The organism is Bacillus cereus group sp. BfR-BA-01330 (assembly GCF_022663885.1).
GTDB lineage: Bacteria > Bacillota > Bacilli > Bacillales > Bacillaceae_G > Bacillus_A > Bacillus_A cereus.
The window spans coordinates 123,124-143,585 of record NZ_JAKUGK010000007.1 but is presented as its reverse complement, the minus strand read 5'-3'; the positions used below and the strand labels follow the sequence as shown (position 1 = coordinate 143,585).

Below are 20,462 nucleotides of genomic sequence, written 5' to 3'. Positions count from 1 at the left end.
TAAATTTCTATATTTATCTTTTTAAAAATGGTATTTTGTTTATTGATATCCATTTTAATTTCAAAGCACATACACCATACAAAATGGTTGTAATACTTAATGCTATACCACTGAATAATAACGTCATAATTCTTGAAGATGTAATATTTATCACATTACATAGTTCATACAATCCTAGTCCCAAAATACATGCTATTGCTAGCACACCAAAAAAGCTTTTTAAATGAATAGAATAGGCAATATAGCTTCGAATATACAAATGATTTACAATACAAATCAATACGTAAGTAATGAATGTACTATACGCCGCTCCATCTATGCCAAACTTCTGCACGAACATTATGTTTAACACGACTTTCACACAACTCGCACCAATAACAATCCATGCAGCTTGTGCAGAACGGTTAATGCCCTGTAAAACACCTATTGATAATACCATAACCGCAGTAAAATACGAACTGCCAATCATAACTGTTAACATACTACTGCCTTTTACATCTGTGAACAATCCGACATTTAACGGTACTGTTAATGCCATCAACCATATTGTTAACGGTGCTGTCAAAACATGCGCTAGTCGATTTGTATTTTGAATTGTTATTTTCGCCAAATTTATATCTCTTTTGGCCAATGCGGAAGTTAAGAGTGGTATTAACGGAAATACAATTGCGCTTGCAAAAATAACAATTATTTGCGTGAATGCAAAACCGCGACTGTATATTCCAAATTGTTCTTGAATTTCTGTTGATGATCCTTGTAATACATGCGGTATTGTAAGCGAGTCTACTAAATTTAAAAGTGGCATTGATAAAGCTCCAATAGCGATTGGGATCGATACCCGCAATATCTTTTTGCCGTTTTCTCTTAAATCTCGGAGCGAATAGGAATTGCTTTTATTGTAGTATGGACTTCTATTATATTTTATACGCAAATATATAAGCGAACTAATGACTCCAAGAAAAGAGCCAACCATCGCACCACTAGTAATAACAGTATTACTCTTATCCCATGATACTAGTATGTAAGCAATTATTAACATAAAAAACACACGTACAAATTGCTCAATGACCTGTGATACCCCTGTTGGTTTCATATCACCGAAACCTTGAAAATACCCTCTATACACCGCCATGTATGGCGCAATGAGTAACGCTAATGAAGTAATAAGCAACGGCATTCTAGTTTCTTGTCCACCAAGCATATTTGCAATTTCAATAGAAAATAATACAATGACTAAACAGCCGAAAACGCCAAATGCTATCCCAATAATTGACGCTGATTTAAATAATTTCGCAATTTCCTTTTGCTTATTTTTTTCGTTCAACTCTGCAATTAGTTTCGAAATTGCAAGTGGAACTCCGGCTACCGATAATGTAAGAGCAATCATATATACAGGAAAAACAAGGCGGAAAATACCGAGCACTTCATCTCCTGCAATATTTTGTAATGGAATTTGAAAAAAACTACCCAGCAATTTCGACAAAAAAGTTGTAATGGTTAAAATTGCTGCTCCTTTTACAAATGTTTTATTCATATTTTTTCTCTTTTCTTTTATACATATACTCTCAAACATATTGTTTTAAACGATAGGAATTCACTTTATCCCATTGGTTATCATAACAAATTTATTATAGGTTGAATACTTGGTTTTTTTTTCAAAATAGAAAAGAGAACCCATTTAAGCCTGTCTCTTCACAATATTTTTTCTAATTCCTTCCATTATATATGTACACACTATAACCGTTTCTATTACTCAAAAGAGCCCTTCCTCTCTATCACTGCGATACATATTACTAAAAACATTATAAAAATATCCCACAACTCTACATTATAATTTATGTAAGATTGTGAGATATTCTAATTACCATCTAAACACTTAAAATTTTCAATTGCTCTTTCTGTTCATTGCTTGCCATTACTGCGATTGTTTTTTCAATACTCGGATGTACTTGCTCAAGCTTTACACTTGCTCCTACTTTATTTGATTGCTCAACAAAATTTAATAATGCCATAGCTCCTGATACATCCATATAACGCACATCTTTCATACGTAAAACAACCGGTGGCTTCACATCTTGTAAAGTAGAGAAAATACGATCTACTGATAGGAAAGAGAGCGGTCCTTGAATTGTGTACGTTTCTTCTTTTTCTTTTACGATAGAAGTTTTGCGTTCTTTACATTTCACCATATATATGATGAACGAAAGAATAATACCGAATGCAACAGCAATCATTAAATCGAACTTCACCGTTACAATCATCGTTACGAGCATAACAACGACATCACCTTTAGGAGCGACATGCATCTTTTTCATGCTTCCCCAATCGAACATTCCAATACCAGTTAAAATTAAAATACCTGATAATACAGCAAGTGGAATATATTGTACGACCGAACCAAGACCCATAATAAAAATAAATAAGATAACACTATGCATACATGCCGAAAGTGCCGTTTTACCGCCACTTCTTATATTCACGATAGACCTTACAGTCGCACCTGCACCTGCTAATCCGCCAAACAATCCGCTCATCATATTACCGATACCTTGTCCGACCAGTTCTTTATTACTTTTATGACGTGTACCTGTCACATTATCCATTACGACCGATGTTAACAACGAGTCAATCGATCCTAATAAAGCAATACTAAGCGCTGGCAAAATAAGTGCTGCTATTCCTGTTCCACTTAAAGATGGAATATGAAGCGTAGGCATCGCTTCTGGAATGGTTCCAATCTTTTCAATTACTTTATTTAGTGAAAGATTTCCGATAATCGGTAACTTTACTGTAAGTCCTTCGAGTAAGGAAGAAAATAAAGGAAGCAAAGCTGTCACACCGACTAGTGCTACTAAACTAGACGGAATCGCCTTAATCCATTTACCAGAAACAATCATTACAATAATCGTTAACACAACAAGTAAAAAACTATTTTGTACGTGCTTTATTTCGCCTAAAATAATGATTAATGCAATACCATTCATAAATCCCGAAACGACAGGATACGGAATATATCGAACGTAAGAACCGAGCTTACATACACCGAATAAAATTTGAAATAACCCTGCCATCATAAAGGCAATAAAACTTGCCTCTAACCCGTGCGTCGCAATAACTCCTGTTGCAATAACGGTAATTGGTCCAGTTGGCCCTGTTACTTGCCCAGGTGTCCCGCCAAATAACGCTGCGAATAAACCTGCAAAAATCGCACCATACAATCCAACAAGCGCTCCCTCAGACGTTCCTGTCGCGGCAATACCAAATGCAATCGCAAGTGGTAACGCAACAATCGCAACAGTAAATCCTGCTAAACATTCCTTTGCTATTTTTTGAAACATAAAAAAACCACCTTTGTATAAAGTCCATGTTCCATTGTACACCTAAAAAGATACATTCGTTAGCTCACTTTTTACATTCTCGTGACGTAAACGTATTCAACGAAAAGTTTTCCCCTTATCTTTGGAAACAATTGCAACTATGCTATAATGAACAAATTAAATCTTTTACTATATACTTGGAGGCACTATGCTAACTTTTGAAGAAAAATTATCGATTATTGAATCTTTCCCAGAACTAGAAAGAAAGAACGTATCATTAAAACGTGTAAACTTCCACTTTGAAGAAAGTCGTTTAGATAAAAAGAACGTTGTATTTCATTTACACCCAAATGGAAATGGATTTGTATATGCAAGCGGTATTAAAGGTTATAAAACAGATGATAAAGGCATGGTTAACATCCGTGAGTTTTCAGCAGAGGAGTTACGTTCAGTAATTGAGAAATCAATTGACCTTCTATCACAAGAAGAAGTAGTAGCACCTGTAGAACCTGCGAAAGAAGAAGAATGGCAGAACGAAGATGGTCATATTCTTACTCTTATTTCAGAGGATGACATGTGGAACGTGTACGCTGGTGTAAACTTAGACGGTACATTCAACTCTTATCCAGAAGCTGCGGAATACCTTGATGAAGAAGGCTTTTCACGCAAATAAAAATAGAAACCTATTTCATTCAACGACTTTTATAGTAATCAAAGAAGACACTTAAGGTGTCTTTTTTTGTTATATAAACTCCTTTCTCACACTATCTCTATTAATTTTCATAAAATGATTCAGAGGAGGTTTATATGAATACAACTGCTAAATTAATAAATTGGAAAGAACATGACGATATGATTATTCTAGAATGTGAATTAAATGGAAAACGCTTCGAGATATCAACATATAAACAACGAATATATAATGCACACCTTTTATCAGCTGACGTTTATATTCGTTTAGACTCATCTGATAATATAATTGGAATAAATATTTATAAAAAGTAAGAAAAGCCCCCTATTCCATAGGCGGGCTTTATCTTTATTACACAACATCAGAGTATACTCTCTTTTTTTCATACAGTTTATGTAATTATACATATTCATCAAAAAATACACTGAATGAATATTACATATAGTAAAATATAACTTGTGGGCACGTTCTATAAAGCAGATTCTTTTAAAAGGCGTAACATATCAATTATTATAGGGGATGTGGCGTCACTTCGATATTGATCTCAAATCTCTTGTCTTTTGTGAACTAACAATCTAGTGTATATAGACGATTCTGCTTTATAGTGTGTGTTTACACTCATAACAAAGGGGTAATGGTAATACGGATAGATTCCGATTCGTATGAAATGAAATGGTTCAAGTCGGAGAAAGGCACCTTAGGGTGTCTTTTCTTTTTGTATTACATCCACTTTGTGTTTCCACCTTATTTCAAATGCGCTAATTAACCTTCACCAAGAAAAAATGAGAATTAACAAAGATATTGTTTCTTCTGTTTAATACAGAAAAATGCAGGATACCCCATAGATATGGGGCATCCTGCATTTTCTATTTTTTCGCACCTTTCAACGACTCCCTCAGTACAAACTTCTGCAACTTCCCGCTCGCATTACGAGGGAGTTCATCTACAAATAAATAATGACGCGGACGTTTATAATCTGCTAGTTCATCACTTTCTTTGCAATACGTTTCTAAATCAGCTTCTGTTATTGTTTCATCTTTCTTCACAATAACTGCCACAACACGCTCTCCCCATAATTCATCTGGCTCACCAAGTACCGCCACATCTAATATACCTGGATGACTATGAAGGAAATCTTCAATTTCACGAGGATAAATATTTACGCCACCGCTAATTACCATATCATCAACGCGATCAGCAACGAATAAATAACCGTCTTTATCAAAATAGCCTAGATCACCAGAATGATACCATCCTTTATACATCGATTTTTTATTCGCTTCTTCACGATTATGATAGCCAGCCATCATAGTTGGGCCGCGTAAAATAATTTCTCCCACTTCATAAGGAGGTAATACATCATCTGGTTCTGCCGGTGCATCCTCGTTCGGTTTCACAATACGAACTTCATGGCTAAAACATGGCGTGCCTGCTGAACCAGCTTTGGTAATTTGATCCTCCTCTACGAGAAATGCAACAACTGGCCCCATTTCTGTCATTCCGTATATTTGAACAAGATCAATATAAAGACGTTCTTTACATTCCTTCACTAACGCCGGTGCCATTGCTGCTCCGCCATATATACCGATTTTCATTGACGTTAAATCATACTGAGCTAAATCTTTTTGCAACAACATATTCCACATCGTCGGCGCTGCAAAGAACGTCGTAATCTTTTCTTCTTGAATCGTATGTAATACTGTTTCTGTATCAAAATGATGCAAAATAACATTCTTTCCGCCAACTTGAATGCGTGGTATGATTCCGGCATTTAATTCACCACAGTGATATAAAGGTGCAACAACAAGCCCAACGCTATCTCTATTATATTTTAGGAAATACGTACAAATCATACTATGCTCAGCCATTTCACGATGGCGGTGTAACACGCCTTTCGGATGACCTGTCGTACCGCTCGTATACAGCATAGAACAATAATCCATTTCATCAATTTCGATATTTACTTTCTCAGAAGATGCTTCATTCACTTTTTCATGGTAGGAACTTGCATAGGAAGGTTTATCGTTTTCTATAGACCAAAAAGATGTATTTGGAAAATCTCTTTCAATTATAGCAACAGTTGACTCAACTGCTTTTTCAAAGACAACGACTTTCGAGGATGCGTCCTGAAGAATATAAGATACTTCTTTTGCTTTTAAGCGGAAATTAATCGGGTTAAAGATCGCTCCAATTTTCGCACAGGCTAAGTAAACGTTTACAAATTCATGGCAATTATATAAGTAAACAGATACCGTATCTCCCTTTCTTACCCCTTCTTCTAATAGAGCGTGCGCTGTTTTATTTATTTGTTCATCCCACTGTTTATACGTCCAGCGAATATTTTTTTCAGGTTCCACTAACGCCTCTTTATTTGGATACTTACCAACTGATAAATCAAAAATTCTCCCTATCGTCATATACATGCCAACAATTTCCCCCTTTTCTCTTTCATAAATCTATCATTTCGTCCATAAGTAGACATTGTCCTCTAATGATTTGACTAATTTTTCTGATTATTATCGACATAGTTTTACATACGATACCGCTAGACAGTAAATGAAATTATATCGGAGATTTTCCAGATATATGGACCGTAACTTGAAATATATCAACCACAACTCAATTTATATCAGCGATTTTTCGAATATATCGACTTACCGACAAAAACTGATAAGATATAATCGGACCGCCCGTTACTGCAGGATAAAAAAGAGGTTGTTCCGAGTCGGAACAACCTCTTTCTTCTTATGCAAATAGCTCTTCTAAAATTTTCAGTTTATCTTCTGTATATTTCACAAAGCCATCGTTATATGATTTTGGATCTTTCGGATTCGCAAAGTGCGTAATTGCTCCCGTCTTCGGGTGAACAAATTTACTTGATGCACCACAACCAAGTCCGATAATTGATTGTACTTCTTCCATAATGACAATGTTGTAAATACTTTCTTGCGTCGGCATTGCATAACCAACGTTCTCTAAGTTACCTAAAATATTCTTTTGACGATATAGGTAATATGGTACGTAATTATGCTTTTGCGTCCACTCTTCTGCTTCATGCATCATCGCTGTAATTTCTTCGCGACCTGCTACTTTATATTTACGTTTGTTTTGCGTCATTTCAGAAGCACGTTTAAATGATAACGTATGAACTGTTAATGATTCTGGCATTAACTTTTCTGTTTCATCTAACGTATGCTTGAAGATATCTAACCCTTCACCAGGAAGACCAATAATTAAGTCCATATTAATATTGTTCATTCCCATTTCACGAGCTAAATGGTATTTCTCAATTGTTTCTTCTACAGTATGATGACGTCCAATTGCTTTTAGTGTCTCTTGATGGTATGACTGCGGATTAATACTAATACGGTCAATATTCCATTTATTTAACACTTCTAGCTTTGCTGGCGTAATTGTATCTGGGCGACCTGCCTCAACTGTTACTTCACGCACATTTTTCACATCTGGGAACGCTTCATACATTTCTTCATACAGCATATCCATCTCTTCTGCTGTAATACTTGTAGGTGTACCGCCGCCGTAATAAATCGTCGTAACTTTTACACCTTTTTCTTTTAAAAACTTACCAATTTCACGAACTTCATAATGTAAACCACCTAAGAACGAATCAACAGATCCTTGGCGTCCATTAATTGCATAAGCCGGGAATGTACAATATGCACATTTCGTTGGGCAGAACGGAATACCGATATAAATACTTACTTCTTCTTTCAAACGGTATAAATCCGGAACAACTGCTAATTGGCAATCAACAATGCGCTGAAGAAGTTCAATTTTCTCTTCATGAATTAAATAACTTTCACGAAGTTCTTGATGCGCTTCTTCTTTTGACATACCATTTTGAAGCATTTTGTGAAGAAGTTTCGTCGGACGTACTCCCGTTAAAATACCCCAGCTTTGTTCAATACCAGTTAACTGCTGAAGAACAGAAAGATATACATAAGAAACAACGTGTTTCACTTGCTTCATACGCTCTTTTTCATCTGTAAAAGCAGATAAATCTTTTGCGAATGTTTCTTCATACACATTTCCAGTCGCAACATCTGTTAAACGAGCAGATGCTTTCACATTCTCTTCAATGTGTATATCAACGATAAGATTTGCTTCCTCTTGTTCAAATCCAATCGTACTCTCTTCAAAAAATAAGCCGCCAATATTTTGTAGCGGACGTAAAAAACGATCATCTTGTAACGTTTTAATTGAAATTAACAACATTATCACCTTTTCATTTGCAAACTCTCTTTAGTTTACTTGAAGGGCGTTTGCAGGTCAATACAGAAGGTTTTACCTGTTTCTCTTACATTTTTTCAAATAATTCTTTTTATGAATATTGCTCATGTATATAGACATCATGATTTTCTCTTGTTAAAATTTATTAGTGTTAAAATCGATACATAGTGAAAATACAATATAAAAAGGAGGACTGTTAACACTAGATTCCACAATCTAATGTGTTAAAAACAAATATGAAAAAGAAATTTTATAGTGTATTAACTCTCTCTCTTGCATTACAAACTGTTCTTGCACCTACTTATTCATTTGCAGAGAGTGCTGAAAAATCCGCCGAAGTATATACGGAGGATCAAGTTTTTAAAAGTATTAAGGAGCATGTTAATGAGCATAGTACTCATGAAGAAGATATCGAGGTTACTGGCCAATTCCTACTATACACTTCAAAAAAACATTCATTATATACCGCGAATGATTTAAAAAACAAATCGAATATCGAGATTACAGAACAAGTCGTAACGGCGACAAAGAAAAAAGGAAATGCTTACTACATAACGACGCCAACTGGCGCTGGATGGATAGATAACAATGATAATAGCTTAGAAGTTCAAGAGATTCATAAACTATCTAACCAAAAATTAATCGTAAAAGAAGAAGCTTCCATACATGCACTTCCGTTCCAATCGTTTAAAGAAGAAGGGAAACTAGAGCCACAAGTCATTACTCCTACTGAACAAGCTGGAAATTGGTTTAAAGTCCAAATAAACGAAACAGCAAAATGGATTTATGCACCTTCTGCTACATTTGAAGGTACAAAAGCTTCATTATTAAAAAACAGTCGTACTGCTAAAAACAGTTTATTGAGATCGCCAGAAGCTCTACAAACAAACAATATTTATGGCGTTACATTTAAAGAAATGATTGTCCCAAAAGGAAATGACGATATTCGACCTGGCTACCCGATGGTGCCTAAATATATTACGATTCACGAAACGGCTAATACAGCGAAAGGTGCTAATGCTCTAAATCATGCAAAATTCTTAGATAATCAAGCACGCGGAACAGCTGATCGCGCCGCATCTTGGCATTTCACAGTAGATGATAAAGAAATTTATCAACATCTTCCGGTAAATGAAGTTGGATGGCATGCTGGAAATAAAACTGGAAACTATGAATCTATCGGAATTGAAATTGCCGTTAATCAAGATGGAAACTATGAAAAAGCGGTAGAAAATGCCCGTAAATTGGCAGCTTATTTAATGAACGACTTAAATATTTCTCTAGATAAGGTCCAAAAACACCAATTTTGGTCAGGAAAAAACTGCCCTGCGTTTATGATTCAACGCGGACAATGGGATGCTTTCTTAAAAGGAACTGAAACATACTATAAAGAAAATCAAAAAAATCCAGTAACTGATGACATTACAGGTGGCTGGTATGAACAAGACATTCGTCAATTAGCAGCTAGAGGCATTATGCAAGGAGAAGGAAACGGCAAGTACTTCCCAGAACGTCTTGTAACGCGTGCTGAATTTGCTACATTAATTACTCGTGCTTTACAATTACCAAGTGGAAATGCTAATTTCACAGACTTAGAACAAGTACACCCATCGTTACGAGACGGTATTAATCGTGCAGCAAGCGCAGGCATAATCCGCGGACGTGGTGATAATACATTTGACCCAAATACTACAATTACACGCGAAGAAGCTGTTATTATGATCGATCGTTCTCTAAAACACGCTGGTATTTTTGCAAAACAAGTTGAACTACCATTCGTAGACCAAAACTTAATTTACGCTAAAGAAGAAGTACAAAGAGTGTATGGATATGGAATTGTAAAAGGTAATGAATTGAATCAATTCGTACCAAAAGGACCATCACAACGTGCTCACGCAGCTGCATTTATAAACAGAATGCTTAGCGTAATTGAAGCTTAAAATATTTATCTGTATTAATTTAAAAGGCATCAGAGATTGTATATCTCTGATGCCTTTTATACATCCGTTAACTATTTTTAGCCATGAATCTTAAACGTATTCCTAGTAACAGAAGCATAAAACCGATGAATGGAACGTAATTCGTATTGTGTCCTGTAGCTGGGAGTTGTTGATTATTAGAAGAACCTTGTCCTTGTTCTGGTAAATTAGGTTTTTCTACTCCCTCACCTGGCTTTTCTGTTCCTTCACCTGGCTTTTCTGTTCCTTCACCCGGCTTTCCTGTTCCTTCACCTGGTTTTCCTGTTCCTTCACCTGGTTTTCCTGTTCCTTCACCTGGTTTTCCTGTTCCTTCACCTGGTTTTCCTGTTCCTTCACCTGGTTTTTCCGGATCTTTATCTGTATCTTTTTTATTTGTAATTTGAAGCTTTACAACTTCAATTTTTTCATTAGAAATCGTAAATTTCATTTCCTTATCGGATAAAGTATATCCTTCTGGCGCTTGGATTTCTTTTAAAGTGTAATCTCCTGGTTCTAACTTCTTAGAAGTCGCTTTACCGCTCTTATTTGTTGTTAATGTGTCGATTTTTATTCCGTCTTTCCAAATTTCAAACACTGCGCCTGCTAATGTTTTATTTGTATTATTAGCATCTACCTTTGTAATTTCTAATTGACCTGTAATTTCTTCTTTTACTTTTTCATTCATAACTTCTTGTTTTACTACTTCGTTCGCTACAACATTTACTTCTACTGTTACTTCTAACGCCTTATAACCTTCCGGCGCTTTCGTTTCTTCTAACGTATACCTTCCTGGCACTAAGCTTTCGAATTTCACAACGCCGTCTTTATTCGTTGTTTTCGCTTCTCCAACTACTTGACCAGCTTCGTTCTTTAATTTAAATTCCGCACCTGCTAGAACTTTTCCACTCTCTGCATCCTTTTTGATTACTTGTAAGCTTCCTAGTTCTTTTGCGTTTTCTATTTGTACTTCTACTACTTTGTCTGCTTCCACAACGACTTCAATTTCTTCTTTTAACAACTTATATCCTTGTGGTGCTTTCGTTTCTTTTAATTTGTATGTTCCTGGCTCTAATTTCTGAGAAATTACTTTACCAGTTTTATCTGTTCGTAACGTATCTACTTTTTTACCATCCTTATACACTTCGAATTCTGCATCTGATAATACTTTCGTTTTATCTTGAGCATCTACTTTTACGATTTCGAATTGCCCAAGGCTCTTACCGTTCGTTACTTTTACATCAATAACTTTTTCACCGTCAACTGTTACATGAATTATTTGTTTTGTTAACTCATAACCTTCTGGTGCTTTTGTTTCTTCTAACGTATATTCACCTGGCACAAGTCCGTCTACCTTAACCGTTCCAGACTTATCTGTTGTAATTCCTTCTTTTACAACATTTCCTTTCGCATCTTTCAATGTAAATTCTGCGCCTGCTAAGCGTTTCGTTTGATCTTTATCATCCATTTTAATAATTTGTAGAGAACCTAAGATTTTTTCGTTTTCTGCCTCTACTTTTACTACTTCTTTCTCGTTTTGAATTGTTACTTTCCATTCTTTATTTGAAAGCTTGTAGCCCGCTGGTGCTTTCGTTTCTTTCACTGTGTATTCACCTAGCGGTAATTTCGGTGACATCACTTTTCCACTCTCATCTGTTTTCAGTTCCGCTACCTTTTTACCATCTTTATACACTTCGAATTCTGCACCTGATAACAATTTCGTTTTATCATTCGCATCTACTTTCACAATTTCGAATTGACCTGTTACTTTTTCATTCGTAACTTCTTGATTTACTACTTCGTTCGCTACAACGTTTACTTCTACTATCACTTCTAGCGCTTTATAACCTTCCGGCGCTTTCGTTTCCTCTAACGTGTACTTTCCTGGCACTAAGTTTTCGAATTTCACAACACCGTCTTTATTCGTTGTTTTCGCTTCTCCAACTACTTGACCAGCTTCATTTTTCAATTTAAATTCTGCACCTGCTAGAACTTTTCCACTCTCTGCATCCTTTTTGGTTACTTGTAAGCTTCCTAGTTCTTTTGCGTTTTCTACTTGTACTTCTACTACTTTGTTTGCTTCCACAACGACTTCAATTTCTTCTTTTAGCAATTTATATCCTTGTGGTGCTTTCGTTTCTTTTAATGTGTACTTTCCTGGTTCTAATTTCTGAGAAACTACTTTACCAGTTTTATCTGTTCGTAACGTATCTACTTTTTTACCCTCTTTATACACTTCGAATTCTGCATCTGATAATACCTTCGTTTTATCTTCCGCATCTACTTTCACAATTTCAAATTGACCTGTTACTTTTTCGGGAATCTTTTTATTCACCACATCTACAGTCAATACTTTATTAGCCTCTACATCAACAGAAACTGAACTAGATGATAATTCATACCCTTTCGGTGCTTCTACTTCTTTTAATGTATAGCTTCCAACTGGAAGTCGTTTCGATAAGGCTTCACCTTTATCATCTGTAACAATTGTTTCCACAACTTTCCCATCTTTATCGATAACATCAAATTTTGCACCTGGCAGAAGTTGACCGGATTCACTATCTTTTTTCAATAATTTAAATTGGCCATTCTCTACTTTTTTCGTATTCTTCATAACAAGTTCAATTACGTTTGTATTATCAATTGTTACTTTGACTGGTGTATCAACTTTTATATATCCTTCTGGTGCATTTATTTCTTTTACAAAATAGTCACCAAGTGGTAAATCTTTAACTTCCGCAATACCCTTTTCGTTTGTTGTAACAGTAGCCACAACGTTATTATCTTTGTCTACAACATCAAATTTTGCGTCTTTTAAAACAATATTTTCATCGTTTTCATCAACTTTTTTAATTTGTAAATGTCCTTTTTCAGCTGCTGGTTTATTCCATTTTGGCCAGTTAAATTTAAAGTTATGAACCTCAAAACCATCTCTTTGGTGTAATCCTCCAACATAGGCTTGTCCATTAATAGAACCACCTTTTGTTTCTACAACTGCATTAGGTGCAAACACACTACCTACTACACCATAACCTTTAGTTGTTATCTTTGTAGCATTAGGAAATACCCAAATTACCTTACTAGCTAACTCAGTAAAAGATGAATTAGGGTCGTATGCTTGAGATGTATTAATTAAATCCGTCGCCATCCCAGTATTTCTTGTATCATACAAAATTGCACCGCCACCAAAACTCACTTCTTCTGCATCTGAATAAATAACAATAAAGTCTTTATTCTCTACATTCGGAAGAAAAACGTCTTTTACATCAAATGCTTTCTTTCCCGTTTGGCCTGAAGAGACATAAATATTAGGGTTATTTACATCTTCACCGATTCCAAAACTCATATTAGGTTTTGGCTTATCAGTGTGTAGTTTACTTGCATCCCCAATTACACCATCAACGTCTTTTCTAAATTCTTTAAACTTAGCATCAATCTCCGCTTGCTCTTTATAAGAGATACGGTCATATGATGTTTTCATCGCGCCATCTGGGTCACCGTCTTTTGTCATCGCCACTGTTCCATCTTGAATAATTACCTGTCCTGCTCCCGCTTTCGTAAATTGACCGCCTAGTAATAATGATGGATATCCTTCATCTACCCAAGTTGCTCCAGCTAAGTTATTTGCTCCAGTTGCAGCCGCTACGACTGTATAACTTGATGCTTTCATATTTTTCTGAACAGCCATCGCACCTTCAATATCAGCACTCGTTGCACTATGATCTCCAAAAATGATGGCGTTGTAATAAGATACATCACCTAAACCTTTTAACTCTGTTGTAGCTGCCTCTGCTTTAAATGGTAAATGGATTAAAAAATTCATACATATTAGTAATACAACTATTAAACTACTACTTAACTTTTTAATTTTTTGATTAAATGATTTCCTCAAGAAATTCATTCCCCCTTTTAAACTTCCTAAAATCACAAAAAGAAGTACATTTCATATGTACCAGGTCTTACTCACATTAACTTAAAATAATCCATTTAAATACAACAAAGGAACGCTACAACTACTTAATAAAATTACTACAATTCATTTTTGAAATAATACGTGAACTAAACTGTCATGCGGAAATACTTTTACGTATGGGAGCCCAATAAAATTAATCTGAAGAATATTTCATGTGGTGTAACTATTTTGACAACATCCTTCACTTTACATTAGTTTTCTAAAGGATTCAAGTGAATTGTATAGATTTCATACACAATTCACATTTTAAAACGTTTTCATTCATTTTAATAAGCTCAACAAAAAACGTAGCCAAAAAGCTACGTTTTTCTTTCATCGTTTCGGTGTATTTTTATGATTCTTCAAAAACGGAAGCGGGAACTGCTTACGGAAATGCTCTTTAATCATGTACTCTACACCGTTTTCACTATTTGAACGTGTAATCCAATCGGCTGCTTGCTTTAATTCTACAGGCGAGTTCCCCATCGCTACCCCAAGTCCCACGTTTTCAATAACCTCTAAATCTTCCATACTATCTCCAATCGCAACCATTTCATTTAGCGAAATATTTAAATGCTCTCCAAGCAATTGTAACCCGCGTAACTTTGATACATTTTGCGGTAAAATTTCTATTCGTTTTGAATCACATTCAACATACTCTACATCTTGGAACGCTTTTCTTAATGTATTTAGCCCGCGTTCTTTTTCACCTTTAGTTTGGAAAAGAACATCAATTTTTGGCGCCGCTACCGGATGGTCACGAAGCGCGTCACCTAACGAATCTACAAATTGAACTGGATAAAATAACGGATCTGCGCTTGATAATACAGTGCGCGCAATTAAGTTTGGTGTATTTCTCTCACGATTTCCTATCGAAAACCGTTCATGAGAAATACGTACGTTACAATCAAAGTGCTCTAACACTTGCACAATGTTAAAAGTCTTCTCTTCAGACAATCTTCTTTGAACGTACGGCTTATCTAACGTTGCTGAAACGAAAGCACCACCATGTGTCACTAATATAGAATCTAATTTTAACGCCTTTGCTACTTTATGAGCGGATTGAAAATTACGACTCGTAAATAACGTAACGTATACATCTTTTCTTTTCACAAATTCAATTGTTTCTCTTAATCCTTTTGCAATTTTTCCATTGTTGTATAGTAGTGTCCCATCTATATTAAGAGCTAGTAAGCGATAAATCATGTCGCACTCCCCCTCTTCGCTGTTGTACTCTATCCATAATTTATGAAATAAATGTAGCAAATAGAACGAGTTAGAATTACTACTGAAAATTTGGTTTACTATATACATATACACTTAGCAAAGGAGATAGTACAATGCAGGCACCTCCTTCTTTTTATGAAGGCGATACGTTAGAAGTCGCAAAAAAATTACTCGGGCAAAAACTTGTTCATATTGTAGACGGAATAAAGCGAAGCGGAATCATTGTAGAAGTAGAAGCATATAAAGGCCCGGATGATAAGGCCGCACATAGTTACGGAGGCAGACGGACAGATCGCACAGAAGTTATGTTTGGTGCACCAGGGCATGCTTACGTATATTTAATTTACGGTATGTATCATTGCTTTAACGTTATTACAGCGCCAGTGGGCACCCCACAAGGTGTTCTCATTCGAGCTCTTGAGCCGGTAGATGGAATAGAAGAAATAAAACTAGCGCGCTACAATAAGACCGAAATTACAAAAGCGCAGTACAAAAATTTAACGAACGGTCCTGGCAAACTATGCCGTGCACTTGGCATCACTTTAAAAGAACGCGGTGTATCGTTACAAAGTGATACGTTACATATTGAATTAGTTCCAAAAGAAGAACACATATCATCACAATATAAAATAACAGCAGGACCTCGTATTAATATCGACTATGCAGAAGAAGCTGTACACTATCCGTGGCGTTTTTATTATGAGGGACATCCGTTTGTTTCAAAAAAATAAGCGATATCAACAATTTTTCAAATATATCTATCGTAACTTACAATATATCAACGGTTCGACAAGAAATATCGATTTATCGACAAATAATAACATTACGAATAAAAGAAGACTGTTCCAAAATGGAACAGTCTTTCCCTCTTACTCTGCACCTTCCGCAGTTGCAATATTATCCTCTAAATTTTCTCTTGATAATTCAGCCGCCATAAAATCAGCTGTTTCTGGAAGTGCTAAATGCATATGAGCTTTTTGACAAATTTGGATGGTACAGTTTTCTATAACATAGTCGAAAACATGTCCGCCCCCGCTTCTTTCATCATCAATGTAATGTAAGTGGAATCCAGCTACCCCAATACCTTGCGCATAATCTGGTGTCCAAAATCCAGCAAGCGTACCTTCTGTATTTTCAAATGAAAAGATTGGTTGTGATTTCGTCACTTCAACGAGCGGTGTATACGGTTTTTCTTGTCTTGGAACAGTTCTCGTCCTTACTTCACGGAACGTACCGTCCATTCGAATACCGTAAAACAAGTTTTTACTTGGCATTAATTCATATAATAACGCTTCAACTTCTTCACGATTCATCGGACGCTCTACCGTATAACTCATTTCTTTTTCAAAAAACGTTACAGTCGCAAATGGCGTTGTTTCTTCTGGCTCTACTTTTTCCGCTGAACCGTCTGAACGTAAATGATAAAATTCATTATCAAATGCAATCATTTCACCATCTAATTGATCAAATGTGCCGATGCCGAAATCACCATGTTTTTTCAAATCTTCAAAGCTAATCACACCATCATATATACCATCTAATAGCGCAAGCATTGTAGATGTTTGATATACTTCATTACTCGTTTTCGTTCTTTTTGCATCAATATCAATTAATTGCGCAACAGTCATCTCAAATCTGCCTCCATTAGTTTAATTGGTTTGGTAATAATTTTTCGCTTAATTTAATGTTGTCACGATAGTCAATTGGAATATCAATAATGACAGGACCATCTGCTGCTAGCGCGGATTTTAACACACCTTCTAATTCATCAGGCGTGTTAACACGAAGACCTAACGCCCCGAAACTTTCCGCATATTTCACAAGATCAACATCGCCAAACTCTGTAGCTGATGTTCTGCCGTATTTCATCATTTGTTGGAATGCAACCATATCATATGTGCCGTCTCTCCAAACAAGATGGACGATTGGAGAATTTAAACGTACCGCCGTTTCTAACTCCATCGCTGAGAATAAGAAACCACCGTCACCTGATACGGAAACTACTTTTTTACCTGGTTCTACTAAAGTAGCTGCGATTGCCCAAGGAAGTGCAACACCTAACGTTTGCATGCCGTTACTAAATAATAATCTACGTGGTTCATAAGAACGGAAACATCTCGCCATCCAAATAGAATGGGAACCGATATCACATGTAACAGTTGTATCGTCACTAATTAAAGAACGAAGTGTACGAATCACTTGAAGTGGATGCGTAACACCTTCTGCAGGACGATTTGGAACTTCTGCTTGTTCTGATAATTTTGCGCGTAATCGTTCTAATACCGCTTCTGATTTCGTACTTAATACAAGTTTCGGTAATTTCTCCGCGATGCTATTTACCGTTAAAGCAATATCACCAATTAATTCACGCTCTGGCTGGTAATCATGGTCGATATCTGCTTGATGGTCGTCAAGATGAATAATCGTTCTGTCGCCAAGTTTATTCCAGAACTTTGGATCATACTCGATTGGATCATAACCGATAGAAATAACAAGGTCTGCTTCTTCTAGTAAAATATCACCTGGTTGGTTACGGAATAATCCAACGCGGCCAAAGAAATGATCTTCTAACTCACGTGAAATCGCACCAGCTGCTTGATATGTTTCAACGACAGGAAGTTCTGTATCCGCAATTAATTTACGAACAGCTTTCGTCACTTCATTTGTGCTCGCTCTCATACCGAGTAAAATAACTGGTAATTTCGCTGATTTGATTTTTTCTACTACATATGTAATATCATTTGTGGGAGCGATTCCAAGCTGTGGCTTAGAAAGCGCACCGATAGACTCTACAGTTGTTTCCGCAGTCATAACGTCTTGCGGAAGACTTACTAAAGTAGCTCCCGGATTTGTGGAAGTCGCACTTCGAAATGCATTACTAAGTGCTTCTGGCACATTATCAGGATGCTCTACTTCTACGCTATATTTTGTGATTGGTTCGAATAGTGCAGCATTATCCATAGATTGATGCGTACGTTTTAATCGATCCGTACGCGGTACTGCACCAGCTAAAGCAACAACGGGATCACTCTCCGCATTCGCAGTAACAAGACCTGTCGCTAAATTTGATGTCCCTGGTCCTGAAGTTACAAGACATACGCCCGGTTTCCCTGTTAATCTACCAATAGCAGCTGCCATAAATGCTGCATTTTGTTCATGACGACAAACGATTAACTCTGGTCCTCTTTCTTGCAATACATCAAATACAGAGTCAATCTTTGCTCCTGGAATACCGAAAACATGTGTAACACCTTGTTTAATTAAACAATCAACAACAAGATCTGCTCCTTTTGTTTTTGTCTTCACGTCGTTTACTTTTACACCTGTACTCAAACTAATCATTCCTTTGTTTCATAATTTGTGTAATAAAGATTTTAACTTCACCTAGTTAATTAATGTGGTGAAGTATCATTTATCATTATATTACAAATGCATTATTTTTCCAACAATATGAATTCGATATTATTTTGACAAGATTTAAAGAATGCGCTTACAACCTTTTGTTTATCTTAAAATAACATTTTTATATCTCTTCTAAAAATGTACAAAAATACTTCCACCTATTCACATTATTAACAAATTTATAGTACCTTGCAAAGAATAATAGCAAGTGATATATTTGTAAATAATGGAATAACCATTATTTGGAATGTTATTTACGATTAGTATATCGCCTTTCAAAAAGTAAATATAGATTGTGTGTGCTGTTTAGAAAAAAGATAGGATTCTCAGCTGTAATTTATCATTTTATAAAGGAAAGTGATTGTTATGAACAAAAGTGAATTTTTAGAGCAACTTAGTTCTTCCCTACGGAATATGCCTAATTTAGAAAAGGAGGATATTATCTCGGAGTACGAAACTCATTTTATTAGTGGTAAACAAGATGGAATATCTGAAGAGAAAATTTCTAAAAAACTAGGAAACCCTAAAACTATCGCTAAAGAACTTAACGTTTCATATGCAATAAGCAACGCTGACAATAGGCGCAGCCTAAAAAACATTATGACAGCACTGTTTTCTGTTATGAGCTTAAGTCTTTTAAACTTTATATTTATCATTATCGCCTTTTTCGTATTACTCTTTCTATTACCGCTTCTTCTAGCACTTATCATTGCTACACCATTATTAATTATTTCACCTATCTTATTAATAGGATTAGGATTCTTTAAAGGGTTTCATCAAATCAGTTATTCCGATGTTTATAATGTATTTATAGCTTTTTGCGTCGGTTTACTCATATCCGTCATATCTTATCAAATGGTAAAACATCTATATGCACTTTTAGTAAAGTATTTGAAATGGAATATTGCTATTTTACAAAGACACTAATGAATGTAAAAGGAGATTAAAATGAAGAAATATACTTTATATTCACTCATGCTACTTACTCTTTTATTTCTATCAGCTTGTTCAAACAGTGTACAACCTAAGGAAGAAAACGATGTACAATCTATTAAAGATGTTGCTATTAAAGTTCCAGAAAATATATTTAGTTCCTCAAAGAAAAACGAAACTATTAGTGAAGACGAAATGAAACAAAATATAAAAAATTATATAGATTATAGTTGGGAGTTATCTGAAAATATTATCCCTCTCGCTTCAACAAATTCTGATAAGAATTTCACGGAATCTGACCGAGAAAAATTACAAAAACTAATTGATTTAGCGAAACAAAACGATATGAATTTCCATGAGTTTATTAGTAATAATAATTTACCTACTGATTATAAAAAACCTTCAAAAGAAATCTATGCATTTATGTCATCATCTACGGATATTTTCGTAGAGCTAGATCAAGAATTAGACAAACTCACCCAAGATGGTAACTTATTCAAAGCCAATTTTTCTTTTACAAAACGCCTTGAGAAAATAAATGGGAGGAAACAAAAAGAGATTGAAACGTTTTTGAACGAAAAAAATATTAAAACTTCAATTAACAGCAATAAAAAAAATTAACAGATATGTTACATATCCCTTTCAAAATAACCAATAAGAAATGGCTATTTTGAAAGGGAGTTTTTGTGGTATAACTATTAAATTCCCTAAACAAAAAAGACACTCCTAAACTA

14 protein-coding genes are annotated in these 20,462 nt (G+C 35.5%); 6 read left to right on the top strand and 8 right to left on the bottom strand.

The window, feature by feature from the left end; all coding sequences use genetic code 11:
• Positions 1–13: 13 nt before the first annotated feature.
• Positions 14–1,534, bottom strand: a complete 1,521-nt coding sequence (locus tag MR112_RS20385) for a putative polysaccharide biosynthesis protein (RefSeq protein ID WP_001043999.1) — start codon at positions 1,532–1,534, stop codon at positions 14–16.
• 334 nt (positions 1,535–1,868) lie between these two features.
• Positions 1,869–3,338, bottom strand: coding sequence for a SulP family inorganic anion transporter (locus MR112_RS20380; RefSeq protein ID WP_074554183.1), 1,470 nt, complete (start codon positions 3,336–3,338; stop codon positions 1,869–1,871).
• 187 nt (positions 3,339–3,525) lie between these two features.
• On the opposite strand from MR112_RS20380, the gene MR112_RS20375 reads away from it, so the two are divergent.
• The gene (locus MR112_RS20375) at positions 3,526–3,990 is read left to right on the top strand and encodes a hypothetical protein (RefSeq protein ID WP_000954998.1); all 465 of its coding nucleotides are present in this window, start codon (positions 3,526–3,528) and stop codon (positions 3,988–3,990) included.
• A 134-nt stretch (positions 3,991–4,124) separates the two neighbouring features.
• Positions 4,125–4,322: a hypothetical protein gene (locus tag MR112_RS20370; protein ID WP_078187957.1), complete on the top strand. Its 198-nt coding sequence runs from the start codon at positions 4,125–4,127 to the stop codon at positions 4,320–4,322.
• Positions 4,323–4,874: 552 nt separating this feature from the next.
• Here the strand turns inward: MR112_RS20370 and MR112_RS20365 are convergent.
• Both MR112_RS20365 and MR112_RS20360 read right to left on the bottom strand, forming a co-directional pair.
• Positions 4,875–6,431: a fatty acid--CoA ligase gene (locus MR112_RS20365; RefSeq protein WP_000281991.1), complete on the bottom strand. Its 1,557-nt coding sequence runs from the start codon at positions 6,429–6,431 to the stop codon at positions 4,875–4,877.
• A gap of 322 nt (positions 6,432–6,753) precedes the next feature.
• Positions 6,754–8,244 (bottom strand): coproporphyrinogen III oxidase, encoded by a 1,491-nt coding sequence (locus tag MR112_RS20360; RefSeq protein ID WP_002025370.1) that lies wholly within the window; start codon positions 8,242–8,244, stop codon positions 6,754–6,756.
• A 251-nt stretch (positions 8,245–8,495) separates the two neighbouring features.
• Here MR112_RS20360 and MR112_RS20355 point away from each other — a divergent pair, with 251 nt between their 5' ends.
• Positions 8,496–10,199 (top strand): S-layer homology domain-containing protein, encoded by a 1,704-nt coding sequence (locus MR112_RS20355; protein WP_033666542.1) that lies wholly within the window; start codon positions 8,496–8,498, stop codon positions 10,197–10,199.
• Positions 10,200–10,266: 67 nt separating this feature from the next.
• Here the strand turns inward: MR112_RS20355 and MR112_RS20350 are convergent, their stop codons facing one another.
• Both MR112_RS20350 and MR112_RS20345 read right to left on the bottom strand, forming a co-directional pair.
• On the bottom strand, positions 10,267–14,106 hold the full coding sequence (locus MR112_RS20350) for an MSCRAMM family protein (RefSeq protein ID WP_242245242.1): 3,840 nt from the start codon (positions 14,104–14,106) through the stop codon (positions 10,267–10,269).
• 393 nt (positions 14,107–14,499) lie between these two features.
• Entirely contained in the window at positions 14,500–15,372 is an 873-nt protein-coding gene (locus tag MR112_RS20345; protein WP_000640431.1) for a Cof-type HAD-IIB family hydrolase, read from the bottom strand.
• A 134-nt stretch (positions 15,373–15,506) separates the two neighbouring features.
• Between MR112_RS20345 and MR112_RS20340 the strand changes: the two genes are divergently transcribed.
• The gene (locus MR112_RS20340) at positions 15,507–16,124 is read left to right on the top strand and encodes a DNA-3-methyladenine glycosylase (RefSeq protein ID WP_001148797.1); all 618 of its coding nucleotides are present in this window, start codon (positions 15,507–15,509) and stop codon (positions 16,122–16,124) included.
• Positions 16,125–16,262: 138 nt separating this feature from the next.
• Here MR112_RS20340 and alsD read toward each other — a convergent pair whose 3' ends face one another.
• Positions 16,263–17,021 (bottom strand): alpha-acetolactate decarboxylase, encoded by a 759-nt coding sequence (gene alsD / locus MR112_RS20335; RefSeq protein ID WP_074554187.1) that lies wholly within the window; start codon positions 17,019–17,021, stop codon positions 16,263–16,265.
• A 16-nt stretch (positions 17,022–17,037) separates the two neighbouring features.
• Complete coding sequence (gene alsS / locus MR112_RS20330) at positions 17,038–18,726, bottom strand: acetolactate synthase AlsS (protein WP_074554189.1); 1,689 nt, start codon at positions 18,724–18,726, stop codon at positions 17,038–17,040.
• 435 nt (positions 18,727–19,161) lie between these two features.
• Here alsS and MR112_RS20325 point away from each other — a divergent pair, with 435 nt between their 5' ends.
• Both MR112_RS20325 and MR112_RS20320 read left to right on the top strand, forming a co-directional pair.
• Positions 19,162–19,722: an HAAS signaling domain-containing protein gene (locus MR112_RS20325; RefSeq protein WP_074554191.1), complete on the top strand. Its 561-nt coding sequence runs from the start codon at positions 19,162–19,164 to the stop codon at positions 19,720–19,722.
• A 21-nt stretch (positions 19,723–19,743) separates the two neighbouring features.
• Positions 19,744–20,349: an NDxxF motif lipoprotein gene (locus tag MR112_RS20320; RefSeq protein ID WP_074554193.1), complete on the top strand. Its 606-nt coding sequence runs from the start codon at positions 19,744–19,746 to the stop codon at positions 20,347–20,349.
• Positions 20,350–20,462 lie beyond the last annotated feature (113 nt).